Below are 20,364 nucleotides of genomic sequence, written 5' to 3'. Positions count from 1 at the left end.
CGCTGAATGACTCATTTTTTTTGAATTAATCGGATTCCATCCCTTTGGGGTGTTATCTATTTTCTGGAATGCAACCAAGTGGGAATCTTATGAAAGAGACCAATGAATCCCGGCTGTTTACGGCAGAAGTCACGCGCCGAAAACTGGTCCAAACCACTCTTATCGGCGGCCTCGCCGTGGCGACTGGGGCATTTTCGCTACCGTTTTCGCGCACGGCCCGCGCGGTTCAATCTGCTATAAACTCCGCTGCTATAAACCCCGCTAATGATGGCAAAGTCATATGGAGCGCTTGCACCGTTAACTGCGGTAGCCGCTGTCCATTACGCATGCATGTGGTTGATGATGAAATTAAATATGTTGAAACCGACAATACCGGTGACGACAATTTTGAAGGTTTGCACCAAGTGCGAGCTTGTTTACGTGGCCGCTCCATGCGCCGCCGGGTGTATAACCCTGATCGGTTGAAATACCCGATGAAACGCGTCGGCGCACGCGGGGAAGGCAAGTTCAAACGTATTTCATGGGATGAGGCTTTTGATACCCTCGCCGCCAGCATGAAAGACATCATCAAGGAATATGGAAACGAAGCCATCTATCTGAATTACGGCACAGGCACGCTGGGCGGCACCATGACCCGCTCGTGGCCGCCGGGTTCAACATTATTGGCTCGGTTGATGAATTGCTGTGGCGGCTACCTCAATCATTATGGCGACTACAGCACTGCACAAATTGCTGCTGGCCTGAATTACACCTATGGCGGCTGGGCCGACGGCAATAGCCCCTCAGATATTGAAAACAGCAAGCTGGTGGTGTTGTTTGGCAATAACCCCGGCGAAACCCGGATGAGCGGCGGTGGCGTGACTTATTATCTGGAGCAGGCAAGGGAGAAATCCAATGCCAAGATGATTGTGATTGATCCGCGTTATACCGATACCGCCGCCGGTCGTGAGGATGAATGGATCCCGCTGCGACCAGGGACGGATGCCGCACTCGCCTCTGCGCTGGCTTATGTGATGATCAGTGAGAATCTGGTGGATCAGCCGTTCCTCGATAAATATTGCGTTGGCTATGACGAGAAAACCTTGCCGGAAGGCGCGCCAAAAAATGGCCATTATAAAGCTTATATTTTAGGGCAAGGCGCAGATAAAACCGCCAAAACACCGCAATGGGCGGAGGTCATCACCGGTATTCCGGCGGCGAAAATTATTAAATTGGGGCGCGAAATCGGCTCGGTCAAGCCCGCTTATATCGCGCAAGGTTGGGGCCCACAGCGCCATGCCAATGGTGAAACGGCCAGCCGGGCCATTGCCATGCTGGCGATCCTGACGGGCAACCTGGGGGTCAATGGCGGTAATTCAGGTGCGCGTGAGGGTTCCTATAGCTTGCCGTTTGTCCGTATGCCGACTTTGGAAAACCCGGTTAAAACCAGTATTTCAATGTTCTTGTGGACTGATGCCATTGAGCGCGGCCCAGAAATGACCGCCACCCGCGACGGGGTACGAGGCAAAGATAAACTGGACGTACCAATCAAGTTCATCTGGAACTACGCCAGTAATTGCCTGATTAATCAGCATGCTGAAATCAACCGCACCCATGACATTCTGCAAGATGATAAAAAATGCGAAATGATTGTGGTCATTGATAACCACATGACTTCGTCAGCCCAATATGCCGATATTATCCTACCAGACTGCACGGCCTCTGAGCAGATGGATTTCTGTCTGGATGCTTCCAGCGGCAATATGGCCTATGTGATTTTTGCCGATCAGGCCATCAAACCGCGCTTTGAATGCAAAAACATCTATGAAATGACCAGTGAGCTGGCAAAACGCATGGGGGTCGAGCAGCAATTTACTGAAGGACGCACGCAGGAGGGTTGGTTACGCCATCTTTATCAGCAATCACAACAGGCTATTCCTGAGTTGCCTTCATTTGAGGAATTCCGCGAGCAGGGCATTTTTAAAAAGCGCGATCCAGCAGGGCATCATGTTGCCTATAAAGCATTCCGTGCCGATCCTTTAGCTAATCCGTTAACCACCCCATCGGGCAAAATCGAAATTTACTCTGCTGAATTGGCACAAATTGCCGCCACTTGGGAGTTACAGCCGGACGATATTATTGATCCATTGCCAGTGTATGCCGCGGGTTTCGAGAGTTTTGACGACCCGTTAAACCAGAAATATCCATTGCAACTCACCGGCTTCCATTACAAAGCCAGAACTCACTCGACTTATGGCAACGTCGATGTACTGAAAGCTTCCTGCCGCCAGGAAATGTGGATTAACCCGCTAGATGCCAGAGAACGCGACATCAAAAATGGCGATATCGTGCGGATCTTCAATGGCCGTGGTGAAGTCCATATTGATGCAAAAGTCACGCCGCGCATGATGCCAGGTGTGGTGGCGCTGGGGGAGGGGGCGTGGTACAGCCCGGATGAAAACCGCATCGACAGGGCCGGCAGTATTAACGTATTGACCACACAGCGCCCCTCTCCGTTGGCGAAAGGGAACCCATCCCATACCAACCTCGTTCAAGTAACCAAGGCTTAAGGAGCTAACTGATGACGCAATATGGTTTTTACATCGACTCCAGCCGCTGCACGGGGTGCAAAACTTGCGAACTGGCTTGCAAGGATTTCAAAAACTTATCAACGGATGTCAGTTTCCGGCGCATTTACGAATATGCCGGAGGTGACTGGCAGCAGGATAACGGTGCATGGCATCAGAATGTGTTTGCTTACTATCTCTCTATCGCCTGCAACCACTGTAGTGACCCCGCCTGTACCAAAGTGTGCCCGAGTGGCGCGATGCATAAGCGCGATGATGGTTTTGTGGTGGTGAACGAGGATATTTGTATTGGTTGCCGCTACTGCCACATGGCTTGCCCGTACGGCGCACCGCAATATGACGAAGCAAAAGGGCATATGACCAAGTGTGACGGTTGCTATGAGCGCGTGGCAGCAGGTAAAAAGCCGATTTGTGTCGATTCCTGTCCATTGCGGGCGCTGGATATGGCCCCTATCGATGAATTGCGAGAGAAATATGGTGAGTTAGCCGAAGTCGCGCCACTGCCAGCTGCGCATTTTACCTTACCGAATATTGTCGTGAAACCAAATGCCAACAGCCGCCCGGTCAGAGATACCACCGGTCATCTGGCAAATCCGAAGGAGGTATAACATGGGTATGGGATGGCATGAATGGCCACTAATGGTCTTTACGGTACTGGGGCAGTGCGTGGTCGGGGGCTTTATTGTCCTGGGGCTGGCGCTGCTATTTGGCGGTTTGAGCCGCGGGCAGCAACAGCGGGTTTACCGCAGTATGTTTGTCTTGTGGGTGCTAATGGCGCTGGCCTTTATCGCCTCGACGCTGCACCTTGGCTCGCCGATGCGGGCATTCAACTCATTAAATCGCGTCGGAGAATCAGCACTGAGCAATGAGATAGCGGCCGGTTCGCTGTTCTTTGCCGTAGCGGGTTTTTACTGGTTGCTGGCAGTATTAGATAAGATGCCCGCCGTGCTGGGTAAGATCTGGCTAGTGGTGGCGATGATGCTGGGCGTGATATTTGTTTATGCCATGTGCCGGGTCTACTCCATTGATACGGTTCCGACGTGGGATAATCTTTATACTCCGTTGAGTTTTGTGCTGACCGTCTTTATCGGCGGGCCGATTTTGGGTTATTTGCTGCTGCAATTGGCTGATATTCATGGGCGAGCCATGCTGCAATTGCCGATGATCAGTGTATTGGCGCTGATTATCAGTATCGCCAGTGTCATTATGCAGGCGGCGAGTTTGCCGCTGATTTACAGTTCAGTACAGCAAGCTTTCGAGCTTATTCCTCTTTACGGCACCTTGATGGTTTGGCGCTTGGTGTTGTTGGTATTGGGGTTGGGATGCTGGATTTGCCCGTTAATCCGAGGTCGCACCCCCATGACTCTCGGGATGATTTTTGCCATGTTATTAATTATTATTGCTGAATTGATTGGCCGTGGCGTGTTTTATGGGCTGCATATGACGGTGGGAATGACATGATTTATCAGCATATTGAGCTGACGGGGCGAGTCTTGGGCATACTGTTTTATTGTGAGCCAGATAGCCCAGAATGCAGTGATATTGTGGCGCAATTGAGCAATGGTTCATGGGCCGCACAGTGGCCTTATGGTTCTGAAGATCAATTGCTGCCAATTGCAGCTTTGCTGGCGCAATTGGCGGGTGAAGAAACACGGGAAGAAGCCTGGCAGCGGCTGTTTATTGGCCCTTATGCTTTGCCCGCGCCGCCTTGGGGTTCCGTCTATCTCGATAAAGAAATTGTGTTATTTGGCGACTCCACCCTAAAACTGCGTAACTGGATGGCGCAGAAGCACGTAGAAGTCACATTGGAGCAGGGGGAACCGGAAGATCAGTTCGGTCTAATGCTCATGATGACCGCCTGGCTGGCAGAACACCAACCCGCCGATTTACCCGAGTTACTGGCAGATCATTTACTGCCATGGGGGTATCGTTATTTGGCGTTGCAGCAATCAGTTGCCGGGCATCCGTTTTATCAAGGGTTGGCAGAACTGGCAACTTTGACACTTACCCATTGGCAACATGAATTGCAGGTAACTCCAGCAGTGGTTGAGATATATCACTGAAGCACATAATCTCTTTAAACCCATCTTCATGATGGGTTCAGACTGCTGACCAACCCCAATGACTCGATCTCTTGTGGTGAGGATGGGCAGAAGAGTAAAGCGTCCGCGCCAGGGATGGCGCGGCTCGAGCCTACATGGATGTATTGACGGCGTCTTTACGATCTGCCTGTTTTCACCGCTGCGGGCACTTTGTCAATAACCTCATGGGTTTTTCTTATTAAAAACGCCTTTCTCAATAGTTTTCTTTATTATTTTAGTTAGTACCGACCCATTGGTGACCAACAGCTACCTTTCTTGCTCTCACTCTGCACTCAGGTATTATTGCTGTTGAGAATTATCCTTGGGCGGGCTTTCTGCTGGCTCCTGTTCTGCTTCAGATTGATCGGGCGGCGGCATAATGTCGTGGATCAATTGTTCATCAAAACTGGGATTGAGTGCCGGGGACAATGGGGAACTGACCAAGCTGTCGGGTATTGCCATATGCGGCACCGGAGCATCGTTAACAAATTCGTCTTGATCCTGTTTAATCGTTCGGCTGAATGCTATCAGACTTAAACCGCACAGTGAGAAGAACGCATACAGAATATTGCCTCCCAGAGGTGCAATCAACGCCCCCACAGCAAGGGGGCCGATACTGGCGCCTACCCCGAATGACATCAGTAAACACGCAGCTAAAGAAACTCGCCGTTCTGGGGCAATCAGGTCATTGGCTAACGCAACGACCAACGGATAAAGTGTGAACTGCAACATACTGACGATGAAGCCTAAACCCAATAAAAAATGAAACGAGATATGGGGCACCAGCGCCAGCGGCAGCGCAGTTAATGCTAGCAATAATGCGTTAATACGGAGCAATAGTGTGCGGTTATAGCGGTCGGACAACCAACTGAGCGGGAGCTGAGCAACCAATCCGGCAAAAATAGATAACGCCATAAACAAGCCAGTTTCTTGCGTTGAAAGCGACTGTAAACTGGCATAGACCGGTGCCAGGCCATAAAACGAGCCGACAATCATACCAATGACTAATGTTGAAGCCAGTATTTTGGGGATCGAGCGGATAAAGAATTTCAGCTCCATGGGCGCTGGTGACATCTGCTGGGCATTACTGCGAGTCGTCAGTGCGACCGGTACCAGACAGAGAGCAAAGAACAAAGCAATAATCATGAGTGTGCTTAAACCCAATTCAGGTTGAAGCATTAATACCACCTGACCTAATGCCATCCCAGCATAGGTTGCCGCCATATAAAAGCCAAATACGGTACCGCGCTGATTGGACTCGGCCTGATCATTAAGCCAGCTTTCCAGTACCATAAACTGGCACATCATGCACAGGCCAATAATCAAGCGTAGAACCACCCAGGCAGGGATGTATTCGGTAAGCCCATGGCTCAATACCGCAGCCGTAATAATACCGGCACAGGCCACATAGGCGCGAATATGGCCCACCCGAGCAATCAGGAAGTGGCCTACCTTGCCTCCGATAACCAAACCAATATAGTTTGCGGCGATAATTGCCCCGATCAATGCACCTGAGACATGTATGGCAGTCAACCGTAACGAGATATAGGTGGTCAATAAACCTGAGCCTAATAACATCAACACGGTTGCGCTATAGAGGGGGAAGAAGGCGTTAAGAATTTTTTTCACTGCCACGTCCTTAGTTCATCATATCCGGATAAATCACCGGTATCACTGATTGCCAGCCGCATCTTCTTTATTTTGATACTAACAGCTGAGTCTCTGAGGTAAAGCTTTGTAAGAAAAAGCGCTTTTTTTCATTGCACCCTGCGAAGCGTTTCGCATAACTGACAGTGGTTGCCGTTACGGGCTAAAGAAGTGCTACTATCAGCGCCAGAAGATTTGATTAGAGTAAGGGGCAACAATGAGCGAGAAACAATTACGTCAGCTCAGTACTGCAATTGGCCGTAAGTTAAAGGCCCGTGGTGCTTGGGTGACTTGTGCTGAGTCCTGTACTGGCGGCTGGGTCGCCAAAGCCCTGACGGATATCGCGGGCAGTTCAGCCTATTTTGATCGTGGCTTTGTCACGTACAGCAATGCGGCAAAGCATGATTTACTGGGTGTAAAAGAAAGCACATTGGCACAATACGGTGCTGTCAGTGAAGCTGTTGTCCAGGAAATGGCGCAGGGCGCATTGCACGCAGCTAGTGCGGACTTCTCAGTATCGATCAGCGGGGTTGCCGGGCCTGATGGCGGCACAGCAGAGAAGCCAGTAGGTACCGTGTGGTTTGCTTTTGCTACGCGTGACGGTCAGATCAGTGCTACAAAACAAATTTTTCCCGGTGATCGTGACGAGGTCAGGCTGCAAGCAGCTGTTTTCGCACTACAAACACTATTAGATGATTTTCTGCAAAATTAGTCTTGATACTGTATGATTGTACAGTATAATTAGTGGTAATTTCCTGCACAAAACAACATTCAGTGGTGATGATAGGGGCAATCCTGCATCCCAGAGAGGGAGTAAAAATGGCTATTGATGAGAATAAACAAAAGGCGTTAGCAGCAGCACTGGGCCAAATTGAAAAACAATTCGGCAAAGGCTCAATCATGCGCCTTGGCGAAGACCGCTCAATGGATGTTGAAACCATCTCTACCGGTTCACTTTCTCTTGATATCGCATTGGGGGCTGGTGGCCTACCGATGGGGCGTATTGTTGAGATTTATGGCCCAGAGTCATCAGGTAAAACAACACTGACTTTACAGGTTATTGCTTCCGCGCAGCGTGAAGGTAAAACCTGCGCATTTATCGATGCTGAGCATGCACTTGATCCGATTTATGCCAAAAAATTAGGTGTAGATATTGATAACTTACTGTGTTCTCAACCAGATACGGGTGAGCAAGCTCTGGAAATCTGTGATGCATTGACTCGCTCCGGCGCGGTTGATGTCATTATTGTTGACTCCGTAGCCGCACTTACACCAAAAGCTGAAATCGAAGGCGAAATCGGTGATTCTCACATGGGCCTCGCGGCACGAATGATGAGCCAGGCGATGCGTAAGTTGGCCGGTAACCTGAAGAACGCTAATACCTTATTGATCTTTATTAACCAGATCCGTATGAAAATCGGCGTTATGTTTGGCAACCCAGAAACCACGACGGGTGGCAATGCCCTTAAGTTTTATGCCTCCGTGCGTTTGGACATCCGCCGTATTGGTGCAGTAAAAGACGGTGATGTGGTTGTGGGTAGTGAGACTCGCGTTAAAGTGGTGAAAAACAAAATCGCAGCACCATTTAAACAAGCTGAATTCCAGATCCTGTACGGTGAAGGAATCAATATCAACGGCGAATTGGTTGATTTGGGTGTTAAACACAAACTGATTGAGAAAGCTGGTGCATGGTATAGCTATAACGGTGACAAGATTGGTCAGGGTAAAGCGAATGCCAGTAACTACTTAAAAGAAAACCCAGCGGTTGCCGCTGAGTTGGATAAGAAATTGCGTGAAATGCTTCTCAATGGTGGTAATGGCGAACAACCTGTAGCCACAGCAGCACTTGCTGATGAAGCCGATGAAACCAGCGAAGAGTTTTAATTTATAAGGCTATCGGCCTGGTTAGTAAATTAAGTATTTAATATGCGGCTCACCTAATACGTGGGCCGTTTTAGTAAATGATGTATCCGTTTTAGCCACCCCTGATGTGCGCGACAATCTCAATTTATGTTCATACCCAACATAATCGAAGTGGAAGCAAGTCTACAAACGAATGAATATTGCAGTCAGTAACTAGGGTGGCAACTTCTATAGATAATTAGCGTTGGGACTAAACTGAATAAGCTTGTAGCCGTGAGGCCATAGATGGGCCGAGTAATAAGTGTCGCTAACACTGCTGTGGCCCAAGTAAAAAGGATATTTATGAATGACCTACTAAGCCGTGCCATGAGGCTCCTCTCCCAACGTGACCATAGTGAATCTGAATTGCGTCGCAAGCTTGCCGCACAACCATTTTCGGCAAAAGGAAATTGGGGGAAACGCACTGGTAGTGGGGATTGCGAACCTGCCGCAGAGATTGATCCGAAAGTTATTGAGCAAATTGTTGCTTATTGCTACCAACATAATTGGTTAGATGATTCCCGCTTTGCGACCAGTTACATTAATAGCCGCAGTCGTAAAGGATATGGCGCACAGCGTATCCGCTCGGAATTGATGCAAAAAGGTGTTGATAAAGAACTTATTCAGGTTGCTTTTGAAATTAGTGAAATAGATTGGTGCTTACTTGCCAAAGAGATCGCGCAGCGTAAATTTAGTGAAGTTTTACCTGTTGAATGGAAAGAAAAAGCTAAGGTTCAGCGCTATCTGCTCTATCGTGGTTTCCTCCAGGAGGAAATTCAGTCGATTTACAATGATTTTGTCGAATGAATGCACACAGGATTTTACTTCCCCTTGAAGAAAATTTATCTTAGTCCCACTTTTTGTTCGTGAGCTTACCCTTTGTGTTGCTATTTAAAGTAACGCAATCCGCTCGCGGACTATTCTTTTAGCTTGTTTCTGGGGCAATTATGAGCAAGAGCACCGCTGAGATTCGTCAAGCGTTTCTCGATTTCTTTCATAGCAAGGGACATCAGGTTGTATCAAGCAGCTCTTTGGTCCCTAATAATGACCCTACGCTGTTGTTTACCAATGCCGGGATGAACCAGTTTAAGGATGTTTTCTTAGGTTTGGATAAACGGGCATACTCCCGTGCGACAACCTCTCAGCGCTGTGTGCGAGCAGGTGGTAAGCATAATGACCTTGAAAACGTAGGTTATACCGCGCGTCATCATACATTCTTTGAAATGTTAGGTAACTTCAGCTTCGGCGATTACTTCAAACATGATGCCATCAGTTTCGCTTGGGAATTATTAACTGGCGAACAGTGGTTTAATTTACCAAAAGAGAAACTGTGGGTAACCGTTTACGAAACCGACGACGAAGCCTATGAAATCTGGGCCAATGACATCGGGATCCCGCGTGAGCGTATTATCCGTATTGGTGATAACAAAGGTAGTGCATTTGCATCAGATAACTTCTGGCAAATGGGTGATACTGGTCCTTGCGGTCCATGCACAGAGATTTTCTTTGACCATGGTGACCACATTTGGGGTGGCCCGCCTGGATCGGCTGAAGAAGACGGTGATCGTTATATTGAGATCTGGAATATTGTCTTCATGCAGTTCAACCGTCAGTCTGATGGTACGATGTTGCCATTGCCTAAGCCATCGGTTGATACCGGTATGGGGCTTGAGCGTATTGCTGCGGTATTACAACATGTTAACTCGAACTACGAGATTGATCTGTTCCGAGATTTAATTAAAGCAGTAGCGGAAGTTACTGGTGCGACTGACCTTTCTAGCAAGTCGCTGCGAGTTATTGCTGACCATATCCGCTCTTGCGCTTTCCTTATTTCTGATGGTGTTATTCCGTCGAATGAAAACCGTGGTTATGTACTGCGCCGTATCATTCGTCGAGCTATCCGCCATGGCAACATGCTGGGCGCGAAAGAGACTTTCTTCTACAAACTGGTTGCTCCGCTGATTGCTGTAATGGGTTCTGCTGCTGCTGAATTGAAGCAACAGCAGGCGATGGTTGAGCAGGTTCTGAAAACCGAAGAAGAACAGTTTGCGCGGACATTAGAGCGCGGCTTAGCTCTGTTGGATGAAGAACTTGGTAAATTGACCGGTGATACTCTCGATGGCGAGACTGCTTTCCGCCTGTACGACACCTACGGCTTCCCGGTTGATTTAACCGCAGATGTCTGCCGTGAACGTAATCTGAAAGTGGATGAAGCCGGTTTTGAACAAGCAATGGAAGCCCAGCGTCGCCGTGCTCGTGAATCCAGTGGTTTTGGTGCCGATTATAACAGTTTGATTCGTGTCGATAGCGCAAGCGAGTTCTCTGGCTATGACCATGTTCAGCAGCAGTCAACTGTGACCGCGTTGTTCCGCAATGGCGAAGCTGTTGATGAGATTCATGAAGGTGAAGAGGCTGTTGTTGTCCTGAATCAAACCCCATTCTACGGTGAGTCTGGCGGCCAGGTTGGTGATAAAGGCGAACTGAAAAATGCGACTGCAACTTTTGCTGTGGCTGACACTCAGAAATATGGTCAGGCTATCGGTCATTTAGGGCAGTTAACTCATGGAACATTGCGAGTTAATCACAGCATTGATGCTCGGGTGGATGTTGCGCGGCGTAACCGTATTCGTTTGAACCATTCTGCAACTCATTTACTGCATGCAGCATTACGCAAAACTCTGGGCGAGCACGTTGCTCAAAAAGGCTCATTAGTTAATGATAAATACCTGCGTTTCGATTTCTCGCATTTTGAAGCAATGAAACCGGAACAGATTCGTCTGGTAGAGGATATCGTTAACGAGCAAATTCGCCGTAATATGCCAGTCCAAACCGAAGTGATGGAGTTGGATGCGGCGAAAGAAAAAGGCGCGATGGCTCTGTTCGGCGAGAAGTATGATGACCAGGTGAGAGTTTTGACCATGGGGGATTTCTCAACCGAGCTATGTGGCGGTCTTCATGCTAGCCGTACCGGTGATATCGGTTTGTTCCGTATTTTGTCTGAATCAGGGACTGCCGCGGGAATTCGCCGTATTGAAGCTGTCACTGGCGAGGGTGCTATTGCGCTACTGCACCAGCAGAGTGACCTGCTTTCGGATGTTGCTCATTTGGTTAAAGGCGATACCCATAATCTGGCCGATAAAGTTCGTGCGGTGCTGGATCGCAGTAAAATGCTCGAGCGTGAACTCCAGCAATTGAAAGATCAGCAAGCTGCTCAGGAAAGTGCTTCATTATCGTCTAGTGCGAAATTGATCAATGGTGTGAAACTTTTAGTTAGCCAGTTGGATAATGTTGAGCCAAAAATGTTGCGTACCATGGTTGATGATCTTAAAAATCAACTGGGTTCTGCAATTATTGTGCTGGCAACGACCGCAGATGATAAGGTCAGCCTAATCGTTGGTGTAACCAAAGATCTCACCGGTAAAGTAAAAGCGGGTGAGTTAATCGCCGATATTGCCCAGCAGGTCGGCGGTAAAGGCGGTGGGCGCCCTGATATGGCTCAGGCAGGTGGTACCGATGTGCAAGCATTGCCATCAGCATTAGCCAGTGTTGAAGCATGGGTAGCATCCCGACTATAAGTCAGTAAATCAATACGCCATATCTGTATGTTGGGTATGGCGTTTTTCAATTTTCCTGTCATAGTTCGAAAACAAAGTTAAACGCAAAGTTGTTTGCTTCAGCTAAACTTGTATTAGTTAGAGACTTGACCAAGCTACTTACATTTTATGTGAATGTGATAGCTTACGTTTTCACGGTGTATGATGGATAATGGCGGGGAAACTGAGAGACCCGACTCTTTTAATTTTTCAAGGAGCAAAGAATGCTTATTCTGACTCGTCGAGTTGGTGAAACACTCATGATTGGCGATGAGGTTACGGTTACTGTATTAGGGGTTAAAGGCAACCAAGTCCGTATTGGTGTAAATGCTCCGAAAGAGGTTTCTGTTCACCGTGAAGAAATCTACCAGCGTATCCAAGCAGAAAAGTCCCAACCGACGACTTACTGATTATGAAGAAGCGTCTCGTGTTACACGAGGCGCTACTGCTGTTTATTTCCCCCTCATTTCGCTCTTCATTCCCTTTTTGTGTTCTTATTTCTGTAATAATTATCTGCTCACGATTAATTTAATGGGGTGATCAGGATAATTTCTTTTTTCTCACTCTCTGGCTACACCACAATAAACTCTATCATCCCTGTTGATAAAACACTCTTTTTGACGTGAAACTGCCCATGTTGTGTGTGAATTGTGCAAATGAACGTGAGTTAGGAAAAATTGTTTGACTTATAAGTGCGGGAAAGTAATATGTGCGCCACGCAGTGCCGATGAGCTTCTTCAAAAGCAAGTTAGGCACAATTCGAAAGAAGCGTATGGTGAGGTGGCCGAGAGGCTGAAGGCGCTCCCCTGCTAAGGGAGTATACGGTCAAAAGCTGTATCGAGGGTTCGAATCCCTCCCTCACCGCCATTTACTATGCACCCATAGCTCAGCTGGATAGAGTACTCGGCTACGAACCGAGCGGTCGGAAGTTCGAATCTTCCTGGGTGCACCATATTTTGCAGTATGGTGAAATAGTCAAATGAACATCAGGTAGTGTCAAAGAATTAATTGCACCCATAGCTCAGCTGGATAGAGTACTCGGCTACGAACCGAGCGGTCGGAAGTTCGAATCTTCCTGGGTGCACCATATTAAGAAACCTCGCTACGGCGGGGTTTTCTGCTATTGGATGCCAGAAAGGCATAGAACCGAGCGGTCGGAAGTTCGAGCCGAGCGAAGCGAGACAACGTTGCTTTAGCAACGGCCCGCAGGGCGAGGCGTAAGCCGAGTCATCTTCCTGGGTGCACCATATTAAGAAACCTCGCTACGGCGGGTTTTTCTGCTTTTTAGGCCTTACGCCGCACTGCCATTTGAATGTTTTCAGCCTCTTATCTTTCTATACTTCTCACTCATTGATTTTTACTATGCGTTATAGCGCTATTTCCTATTGAGGCTGGTGTTTTTTGATTAAATTCAATTGATTATACAGTGAGCGACAATTTAGTTAGTTTGCGATAAAGTAGCTTTTCATTTTTTCCCTGGTCGTGGGGTCACGATGTACGATCGCTATGAAGGCCTGATTTTTGATATGGATGGCACCATCCTGGATACTGAGCCCACGCATCGTCAGGCATGGCGGCAAGTGCTGACGCCTTATGGTATGGCTTTTGACGAACAGGCCTTGGTCGCTTTAAATGGCGCGCCAACGTGGCAAATTGCTAGCGTAATTATTGCTAATCATCAATCGGATCTGGATCCTCATTTGTTGGCTGCTGAGAAAACTGCACTGTTTAAATCACTGCTGATGGATAATGTGAAGCCTCTGCCGCTCATAGACGTGGTTAAAGCCTATCATGGGCGTAAACCTATGGCTGTTGGCACTGGAAGCGAACGCGCCATGGCTGAGCTGCTTTTACGCCACTTAGGCTTGCGTGACTATTTTGATGTCATTGTCGGTGCCGATGATGTTACTCAACATAAGCCAGCGCCTGAGACATTCTTGCGCTGCGCGCAGTTACTCGGTGTGCCTGCACAGAAGTGTGTGGTCTTTGAAGATGCTGATTTTGGTGTTGAGGCGGCAAAAAGAGCCAATATGGCAATAGTTGATGTGCGTCTACTGTGAGTAGTACGCTAGCTATTGTTTCATTATTTGGGAGTAGCTTTCTTAGCGCAACGCTCTTACCGGGAAATTCGGAAATTCTGTTAGTCACCCTCTTAACGGCAGGGAGTGCGCCAGCCATGATGCTGGTGTTGTCTGCGACCGTCGGGAATACCCTTGGGGGGCTAACTAATGTTGTTATAGGCCGCTTATTACCGGAACTAAAGCCACAGCGCGGGATGAGTACAGCTCTTGGCTGGCTTCAACGTTTTGGCCCGGCAGCTTTATTATTGAGCTGGCTACCGGTGGTGGGCGATTTGATGTGTGTGTTGGCAGGCTGGTTGCGTATGCCTTGGGGTCTTGTGGCTTTTTTTCTGTGTCTGGGAAAAGCATTGCGTTATATCGTGTTAACGATAGTTACGTTACAAGGAATTGCCTGGTGGCAGTAAAGAGTGTGACAAACTTACATAGTCACATCTATGCAGTTTCAGTATGCTGGCGAGTTATGGTTTTCAAGAGCGGGAGGTCGATTTGATCCCGGATGTATCACACGCGCTAACTTGGCTGGAAGCGCACCCTAAAGCCCTGAAAGGTATCCGTCGTGGTATCGAGCGGGAAACATTGAGAGTGACTGCCGATGGCCAATTAGCCTCGACAGGCCATCCAGAGTCATTGGGTGCCGCATTAACACATCAGTGGGTTACCACCGACTTTGCTGAGGCATTGCTGGAGTTTATTACACCAGTAGATGGCGATATTGACCATTTGCTGGCTTTTTTGCGCGATATCCATCGCTATACCGCCCGTAAGCTGGGTGATGAGCGCATGTGGCCACTGAGCATGCCTTGCTTTATTGGCGCAGAGCAGGATATTGAGCTGGCTAAATATGGTTCTTCTAATATTGGCCGTTTCAAGACACTTTACCGTGAGGGTTTGAAAAATCGTTATGGTGCTTTGATGCAGACGATTTCAGGTGTGCACTATAATTTCTCTTTGCCGCTAGAGTTTTGGCAGGCATGGGCGGGTGTTACCGATGAAAAAAGTGGCAAGGAAGAAATTTCAGCTGGATATTTCCGCCTGATCCGCAATTATTATCGTTTTGGCTGGGTTATCCCTTATCTGTTTGGTGCTTCACCGGCCATTTGCGCGTCATTCCTGCAAGGGCGTGAAACTGCATTGCCGTTTGAACGCAATGATAAAGGAATGTGTTATCTGCCTTATGCCACCTCATTACGCTTGAGTGACTTGGGTTATACCAATAAATCACAGAGTAATTTGGGTATTACGTTTAATGACCTGCATACCTATGTTGCTGGGCTGAAGCGCGCAATTAAAACGCCATCAGAAGAATATGCAGCATTGGGACTAAAAGACGGTGAGCGTCATCTGCAACTGAACACCAATGTGTTACAGATTGAAAATGAACTCTATGCCCCGATTCGGCCTAAGCGAGTGACTCGTGCTGGCGAATCCCCTTCTGATGCTTTGTTGCGCGGTGGGATTGAATATATTGAAGTTCGCTCTTTGGACATTAACCCATTCTCACCCATTGGTGTTGATGCGGTACAAGCGCGCTTCCTCGATTTATTCTTGATTTGGTGTGTGTTGGCTGATGCGCCTGAAATGAGCAGTGACGAATTACTGTGTACCCGGAAAAACTGGAATCGGGTCATTTTGGAAGGGCGTAAACCCGGTCAGACTATCGGTATGGGCTGTAATGATACCCGTGAACCGCTAGAAAAAGTGGGTAAAGATCTGTTTGCGGACTTGCGCCGTGTTGCCGAAGTATTGGATGGTAAAGATAGCACTGAATATCAACAGGTTTGTGACGAACTTGTCGCGTTCTTTGATGATCCGAGTTTGACGTTCTCAGCGCGTATTTTGCAAGCAATGAAAGAAGGTGGTATTGGGGGTGTTGGTCTTGAGTTAGCAGAACGCTACCGAGAAATGCTGCAAACTGAACCTTTAGAATTGCTCACTGAAGAGCAATTATCTGAAGAGGGCGCAGCCTCTTGGGTGCGTCAACGTGAGCTGGAACTCAAAGATAAGCTAAGCTTTGAAGAGTATTTGGTACTTCACGGCGGCCAATAAAAAAGAAAAGGCCACATTGCTGTGGCCAAATTAACATCTCTGATAACAGGGATGATGATAACAAATGCGCGTCTTTCACCTATTAAGACGCGCGGGATAGAAAAAAGTTTCACAGGTTGCGAAAAAAGATCGAATAAAAATTATTTTTTTATGAGGAGGTGACTAAATGCCATTATTGGATAGCTTTACCGTAGACCATACCATCATGAATGCACCGGCTGTGCGTGTTGCTAAGACGATGAAAACTCCTCATGGTGACGAGATAACTGTATTTGATTTACGCTTCTGTAAACCCAATAAAGAAGTGTTGCCAGAGAAAGGAATCCATACGCTGGAGCACCTATTTGCTGGTTTTATGCGTAACCATCTCAATGGTAATGGTGTTGAGATTATTGATATCTCGCCAATGGGGTGCCGTACCGGTTTCTATATGAGCTTGATTGGTACTCCAGATGAGCAACGTGTTGCTGATGCCTGGAAAGCCGCTATGGCTGATGTACTGAACGTCACCGACCAGCGAAAAATTCCTGAGCTGAACGAATATCAGTGTGGCACTTACCATATGCATTCGCTGGAAGAAGCGCAGGAGATTGCCCAACACATTCTTGATAATGATGTGGGTATCAACGACAGTGAGAAGCTGGCTCTGTCGGAAAAGAAACTAGCTGAATTACATATCTAGTTCTTGAACGGTAAATGTAAAAAAGACGCTGCAAAAGGCGTCTTTTTTATTTCCTTTGATATCACCGAGCAGTGGAATTACCCAACATGGTTATCTGGTAGGATAGGTGTCACTCGCACCCGCTTAATCATGTTTTCTTGTACATCCAGCACATCAATCAGATAATTTCCAACACGAATCTGAGTATTTATCTGGGGGATATCCTCCAACTCCTCCAATAACATGCCATTGATAGTGCGGGCATCAACAGGGAGTGACCAGTTGAATGCTTTATTCAGTTCACGCACATTGGCGCTACCATCAATCAGCACTGAGCCATCACTTTGCGGATTAACCTCTTCTGCCAGGCTAGGAGACATGGATGTGGTAAAATCACCGACGATCTCTTCCAGAATATCCTCAACTGTGACCAACCCTTGAATATCACCGTACTCGTCGACGATCATGCCGACTTTCTCTTTATTACGTTGAAATTTCACCAGTTGCACATTCAATGGCGTGCCTTCAGGAATAAAGTAGATTTCATCGGCCGCTCGTAGCAAATTCTCTTTATTGAACTCTTTTTTCTCGGTCATCAGCCGATAGGCTTCCCGCACCCGCAGCATACCGATAGCATCATCCAATGATTGGCGATACAACACAATGCGGCCATGGGGCGAATGAGTAAGCTGCCGCATGATTGATTTCCAATCATCATTAATATCAATACCTACCACTTCATTACGCGGCACCATAATATCGCCGACAGTGACCTTCTCCAGATCCAGCACCGATATCAACATATCTTGATTACGACGAGAGATTTGTGAGTGTGATTCATTCACAATACTACGCAATTCATCCTGACTGACGGCATCACTGCGGTGTACATTTCCGCGAATACCACACAGACGCATCAACCCGCGGGTGATGGTATTAAGTAACCACACCAGCGGTAGCATGATTTTTTGTAATGGAGCCAGTAAAACACTGCTGGGGAATGCAACGCGCTCAGGATAAAGGGCGGCGATAGTTTTCGGCATGACTTCAGCAAAAATTAGGACCACAAAAGTTAATACGCCAGTGGCGATAGCAACCCCGGCATTGCCATAGAGCCGGATGCCAACAATTGTTGCCAGTGCTGAGGCCAGAATATTGACCAGATTATTGCCGATTAAGACTAAACTTATCAGGCGGTCAGGGCGGCGCAGCAGCTTTTCAACCCGCCGCGCGGCACGGTTACCCTGTTTGGACAAGTGACGTAATCGGTAGCGATTAAGTGTCATCATGCCGGTTTCGGAGGCAGAAAAATAAGCCGAAACCACGACCATAATGACCAGAATGATGATCAGCGTGCTAGTGGAAACATGATCCAACACAGTGTTCCTTAATGATGTGAAGGCCCTGCTAGTTCAGTTCAACAGGGTCGTGTGCGGATGGTTACGGCTAAGAGATCATAATTTCCTGTAGTAAGCGGCTGCCAAAATAGGCCAAAGTTAGCAAAAATGCGCCCACAAAACTGAACCAAATCACTCTACGCCCGCGCCAACCTTCATGGTAATGGCCCCACAATAAGACAATATAGACAAACCAAGCCATGATCGATAAAACCGCTTTATGGACGTTTTCTTTACTGAATATATCATCCATATAAAGCAGGCCAGTACACAGCGTTAGGGTCAGTAAGACCACTCCAATTTGGGTGATATGAAACATTTTACGTTCAATGCTCATCAAGGGCGGCATATCAGCATTAAAGGTGACTTTCTTATTTTTTAACTGGTAATCGAGCCAAGCTAATTGCAGGGCATACAGTGCTGCGATGATAAGTGTTGCATAGGCAAAGAGGGCTAGCCCAATGTGGACAAAAATGGCAGGGCTGGTTTCCAAATGGGTAATAAATTCACCCGGCAATAAGCTGGCAAGTGCCAGATTAATCATGGCAAAGCTGTAGACAATCGGTAATAAGAACCAACCGCGGCCCTGTGAGGCGACGATAGTCATAATAGTGCAGATCATCAGCCCGACAATGGAGCCGATATTCAATAAAGTCAGGTTTTGACCGCCACCGACATCAAAAATCTGATGCTTCAGAGCAATAGCATGGCACACTAGCGCCACGACGGCAGAAATCAGCGCCAGGCGCCGGTAAGCACTATTTTTCTGCACCAGACTTGGGACAATCAAGCCCAGGCTGAGCGAGTAAGCGATCAAAGCCAAAATGGAGAACACGGGCATAGCGGTATATGGGCATCGGCTAAGTGAATTAGATAGCCAGTATAGCGTTGAGAGCGTTCCTCTCCAACCGTTCTCCGATGTGAGGGCAGAGATCGTTTAAGCTTCGTGTTATAATCCCCCCATTGTGTCGCCAGAGCGGCCTGTTTCCACGTTGAGTATGAGACAATGTTTGAGAACTTAACTGATCGATTGTCGCGCACACTGCGCAATATCAGCGGCCGTGGCCGGCTGACAGAAGAAAATATTAAAGAAACGCTACGTGAAGTCCGCATGGCGTTACTGGAGGCTGACGTCGCTCTGCCGGTGGTTCGTGACTTTATTAACCGGGTAAAAGAGCGTGCTGTCGGGCATGAGGTGAACAAAAGCCTCACGCCGGGTCAGGAATTCGTCAAAATCGTTAAGAATGAACTTATTGCCGCCATGGGCGAGGTCAATAACGAGCTGAACCTGGCAGCGCAACCGCCAGCAGTGGTGTTAATGGCTGGCCTACAAGGTGCGGGTAAAACCACCAGTGTGGCTAAACTGGGTAAGTTCCTTAAAGAAAAACAGAAGAAAAAAGTGCTGGTGGTGTCTGCCGACGTTTATCGCCCTGCGGCGATCAAACAGTTGGAAACTCTGGCTGAAGGTGTTGGCATTGATTTCTTCCCGTCTGATGTACAGGAAAAACCGATTGATATCGTCAATCGGGCTCTGCAACAGGCGAAACTTAAGTTTTATGATGTCCTGATTGTCGATACCGCCGGTCGTTTGCATGTTGATGAAGCGATGATGGACGAAATCAAACAGATTCATGCCGCGATTAATCCGGTTGAAACCTTGTTTGTTGTCGATGCCATGACGGGTCAGGATGCCGCAAATACAGCTAAAGCCTTCAATGAAGCATTGCCGCTCACCGGTGTAGTATTGACCAAAGTTGATGGTGATGCTCGTGGTGGTGCTGCGCTGTCTATCCGCCATATTACCGGCAAGCCGATTAAATTCCTCGGCGTTGGTGAAAAGTCAGATGCGCTTGAGCCGTTCCACCCAGACCGCGTGGCTTCACGTATTCTGGGGATGGGCGATGTGCTGTCCCTAATTGAAGATATCGAAAGTAAAGTTGACCGCGCGCAGGCGGAAAAACTGGCGACCAAGCTGAAAAAAGGCGATGGCTTTGATCTTAATGACTTTCTTGATCAGCTAAAACAAATGCGCAATATGGGCGGTATGGCCAGCATGCTCAGTAAAATGCCGGGTGCAGGTCAGTTGCCAGATAACGTGAAATCGCAGATGGATGATAAGGTAACCGTGCGGATGGAGGCTATCATCAACTCGATGACGCTGAAAGAACGTGCTAAGCCAGAAATCATTAAAGGTTCACGTAAGCGCCGTATCGCCACCGGTTCTGGTGTGCAAGTGCAGGATGTTAACCGCTTGCTGAAGCAGTTCGATGATATGCAGCGCATGATGAAGAAAATGAAAAATGGCGGTTTGGCCAAAATGATGCGTGGCATGAAAGGTATGATGCCACCGGGTTTCCCAGGCCGCTAAATGTCATACCCAAAGTGATTG

At 47.9% G+C, this 20,364-nt stretch carries 17 protein-coding genes, 3 tRNA genes and 1 other RNA gene; 18 read left to right on the top strand and 3 right to left on the bottom strand.

All coding sequences use genetic code 11. The features are described 5' to 3' along the window. The first annotated feature begins 89 nt into the window (after nucleotides 1–89). From dmsA to dmsD, 4 genes are read left to right on the top strand one after another with little or no spacing between them, the layout of a single operon-like run. The gene (dmsA, locus tag FTA91_RS00610; protein WP_050114151.1) at nucleotides 90–2,549 is read left to right on the top strand and encodes a dimethylsulfoxide reductase subunit A; all 2,460 of its coding nucleotides are present in this window, start codon (nucleotides 90–92) and stop codon (nucleotides 2,547–2,549) included. An 8-nt stretch (nucleotides 2,550–2,557) separates the two neighbouring features. Further along, on the top strand, nucleotides 2,558–3,175 hold the full coding sequence (locus FTA91_RS00605) for a DMSO/selenate family reductase complex B subunit (RefSeq protein ID WP_032819231.1): 618 nt from the start codon (nucleotides 2,558–2,560) through the stop codon (nucleotides 3,173–3,175). Between the two features lies 1 nt (nucleotide 3,176). Continuing rightward, nucleotides 3,177–4,028, top strand: coding sequence for a DmsC/YnfH family molybdoenzyme membrane anchor subunit (locus FTA91_RS00600; protein ID WP_050114153.1), 852 nt, complete (start codon nucleotides 3,177–3,179; stop codon nucleotides 4,026–4,028). Next, nucleotides 4,025–4,630 (top strand): Tat proofreading chaperone DmsD, encoded by a 606-nt coding sequence (dmsD, locus tag FTA91_RS00595; protein WP_050114155.1) that lies wholly within the window; start codon nucleotides 4,025–4,027, stop codon nucleotides 4,628–4,630. The genes FTA91_RS00600 and dmsD overlap by 4 nt, the downstream gene beginning before the upstream one ends. Before the next feature lie 318 nt (nucleotides 4,631–4,948). On the opposite strand, the gene FTA91_RS00590 is transcribed toward dmsD, so the two are convergent. Continuing rightward, entirely contained in the window at nucleotides 4,949–6,277 is a 1,329-nt protein-coding gene (locus FTA91_RS00590; protein ID WP_050114156.1) for an MFS transporter, read from the bottom strand. 235 nt (nucleotides 6,278–6,512) lie between these two features. Between FTA91_RS00590 and pncC the strand changes: the two genes are divergently transcribed. The 13 genes from pncC (at nucleotide 6,513) to luxS (ending at nucleotide 16,599) form a co-directional block, all read left to right on the top strand. Continuing rightward, nucleotides 6,513–7,007, top strand: coding sequence for a nicotinamide-nucleotide amidase (pncC, locus tag FTA91_RS00585; protein ID WP_145535010.1), 495 nt, complete (start codon nucleotides 6,513–6,515; stop codon nucleotides 7,005–7,007). 107 nt (nucleotides 7,008–7,114) lie between these two features. Continuing rightward, nucleotides 7,115–8,179: a recombinase RecA gene (recA, locus tag FTA91_RS00580; protein WP_050114160.1), complete on the top strand. Its 1,065-nt coding sequence runs from the start codon at nucleotides 7,115–7,117 to the stop codon at nucleotides 8,177–8,179. A 321-nt stretch (nucleotides 8,180–8,500) separates the two neighbouring features. Continuing rightward, on the top strand, nucleotides 8,501–9,004 hold the full coding sequence (gene recX, locus FTA91_RS00575; RefSeq protein ID WP_050114162.1) for a recombination regulator RecX: 504 nt from the start codon (nucleotides 8,501–8,503) through the stop codon (nucleotides 9,002–9,004). A gap of 140 nt (nucleotides 9,005–9,144) precedes the next feature. Beyond that, a complete protein-coding gene (alaS, locus tag FTA91_RS00570) occupies nucleotides 9,145–11,772 on the top strand; it encodes an alanine--tRNA ligase (protein WP_145582766.1) in 2,628 nt (875 codons plus the stop codon). Nucleotides 11,773–12,014: 242 nt separating this feature from the next. After that, on the top strand, nucleotides 12,015–12,200 hold the full coding sequence (gene csrA / locus FTA91_RS00565) for a carbon storage regulator CsrA (RefSeq protein WP_002209449.1): 186 nt from the start codon (nucleotides 12,015–12,017) through the stop codon (nucleotides 12,198–12,200). A 364-nt stretch (nucleotides 12,201–12,564) separates the two neighbouring features. Beyond that, nucleotides 12,565–12,657, top strand: a tRNA-Ser gene (locus FTA91_RS00560). Nucleotides 12,658–12,665: 8 nt separating this feature from the next. Continuing rightward, nucleotides 12,666–12,742, top strand: a tRNA-Arg gene (locus FTA91_RS00555). A gap of 58 nt (nucleotides 12,743–12,800) precedes the next feature. Continuing rightward, nucleotides 12,801–12,877: transfer RNA gene (locus FTA91_RS00550), tRNA-Arg, on the top strand. A 30-nt stretch (nucleotides 12,878–12,907) separates the two neighbouring features. Further along, a non-coding RNA gene (locus FTA91_RS00545) (RtT sRNA) lies at nucleotides 12,908–13,037 on the top strand. 246 nt (nucleotides 13,038–13,283) lie between these two features. Beyond that, nucleotides 13,284–13,850, top strand: a complete 567-nt coding sequence (gene yqaB, locus FTA91_RS00540) for a fructose-1-phosphate/6-phosphogluconate phosphatase (RefSeq protein ID WP_050114166.1) — start codon at nucleotides 13,284–13,286, stop codon at nucleotides 13,848–13,850. Further along, nucleotides 13,847–14,275 (top strand): YqaA family protein, encoded by a 429-nt coding sequence (locus FTA91_RS00535; protein ID WP_050114168.1) that lies wholly within the window; start codon nucleotides 13,847–13,849, stop codon nucleotides 14,273–14,275. Before yqaB ends, FTA91_RS00535 begins: the two co-directional genes overlap by 4 nt. Nucleotides 14,276–14,318: 43 nt before the next feature. Further along, nucleotides 14,319–15,917: a glutamate--cysteine ligase gene (gene gshA / locus FTA91_RS00530; RefSeq protein ID WP_186366590.1), complete on the top strand. Its 1,599-nt coding sequence runs from the start codon at nucleotides 14,319–14,321 to the stop codon at nucleotides 15,915–15,917. Nucleotides 15,918–16,083: 166 nt separating this feature from the next. Continuing rightward, on the top strand, nucleotides 16,084–16,599 hold the full coding sequence (gene luxS / locus FTA91_RS00525) for an S-ribosylhomocysteine lyase (protein WP_050114170.1): 516 nt from the start codon (nucleotides 16,084–16,086) through the stop codon (nucleotides 16,597–16,599). 77 nt (nucleotides 16,600–16,676) lie between these two features. Here luxS and FTA91_RS00520 read toward each other — a convergent pair whose 3' ends face one another. Further along, nucleotides 16,677–17,954, bottom strand: a complete 1,278-nt coding sequence (locus FTA91_RS00520) for an HlyC/CorC family transporter (protein WP_174635162.1) — start codon at nucleotides 17,952–17,954, stop codon at nucleotides 16,677–16,679. A 70-nt stretch (nucleotides 17,955–18,024) separates the two neighbouring features. After that, the gene (locus FTA91_RS00515; protein ID WP_145582764.1) at nucleotides 18,025–18,816 is read right to left on the bottom strand and encodes a cytochrome C assembly family protein; all 792 of its coding nucleotides are present in this window, start codon (nucleotides 18,814–18,816) and stop codon (nucleotides 18,025–18,027) included. A 165-nt stretch (nucleotides 18,817–18,981) separates the two neighbouring features. Here FTA91_RS00515 and ffh point away from each other — a divergent pair, with 165 nt between their 5' ends. Then, on the top strand, nucleotides 18,982–20,343 hold the full coding sequence (ffh, locus tag FTA91_RS00510; protein ID WP_050114176.1) for a signal recognition particle protein: 1,362 nt from the start codon (nucleotides 18,982–18,984) through the stop codon (nucleotides 20,341–20,343). Nucleotides 20,344–20,364 lie beyond the last annotated feature (21 nt).

The sequence above is a fragment of the Yersinia thracica genome (assembly GCF_902170565.1).
GTDB classification, from domain to species: Bacteria; Pseudomonadota; Gammaproteobacteria; order Enterobacterales; family Enterobacteriaceae; genus Yersinia; species Yersinia thracica.
Note: the sequence above shows the minus strand (reverse complement) of the source record. Positions and strands in the feature narration are given on the sequence as shown.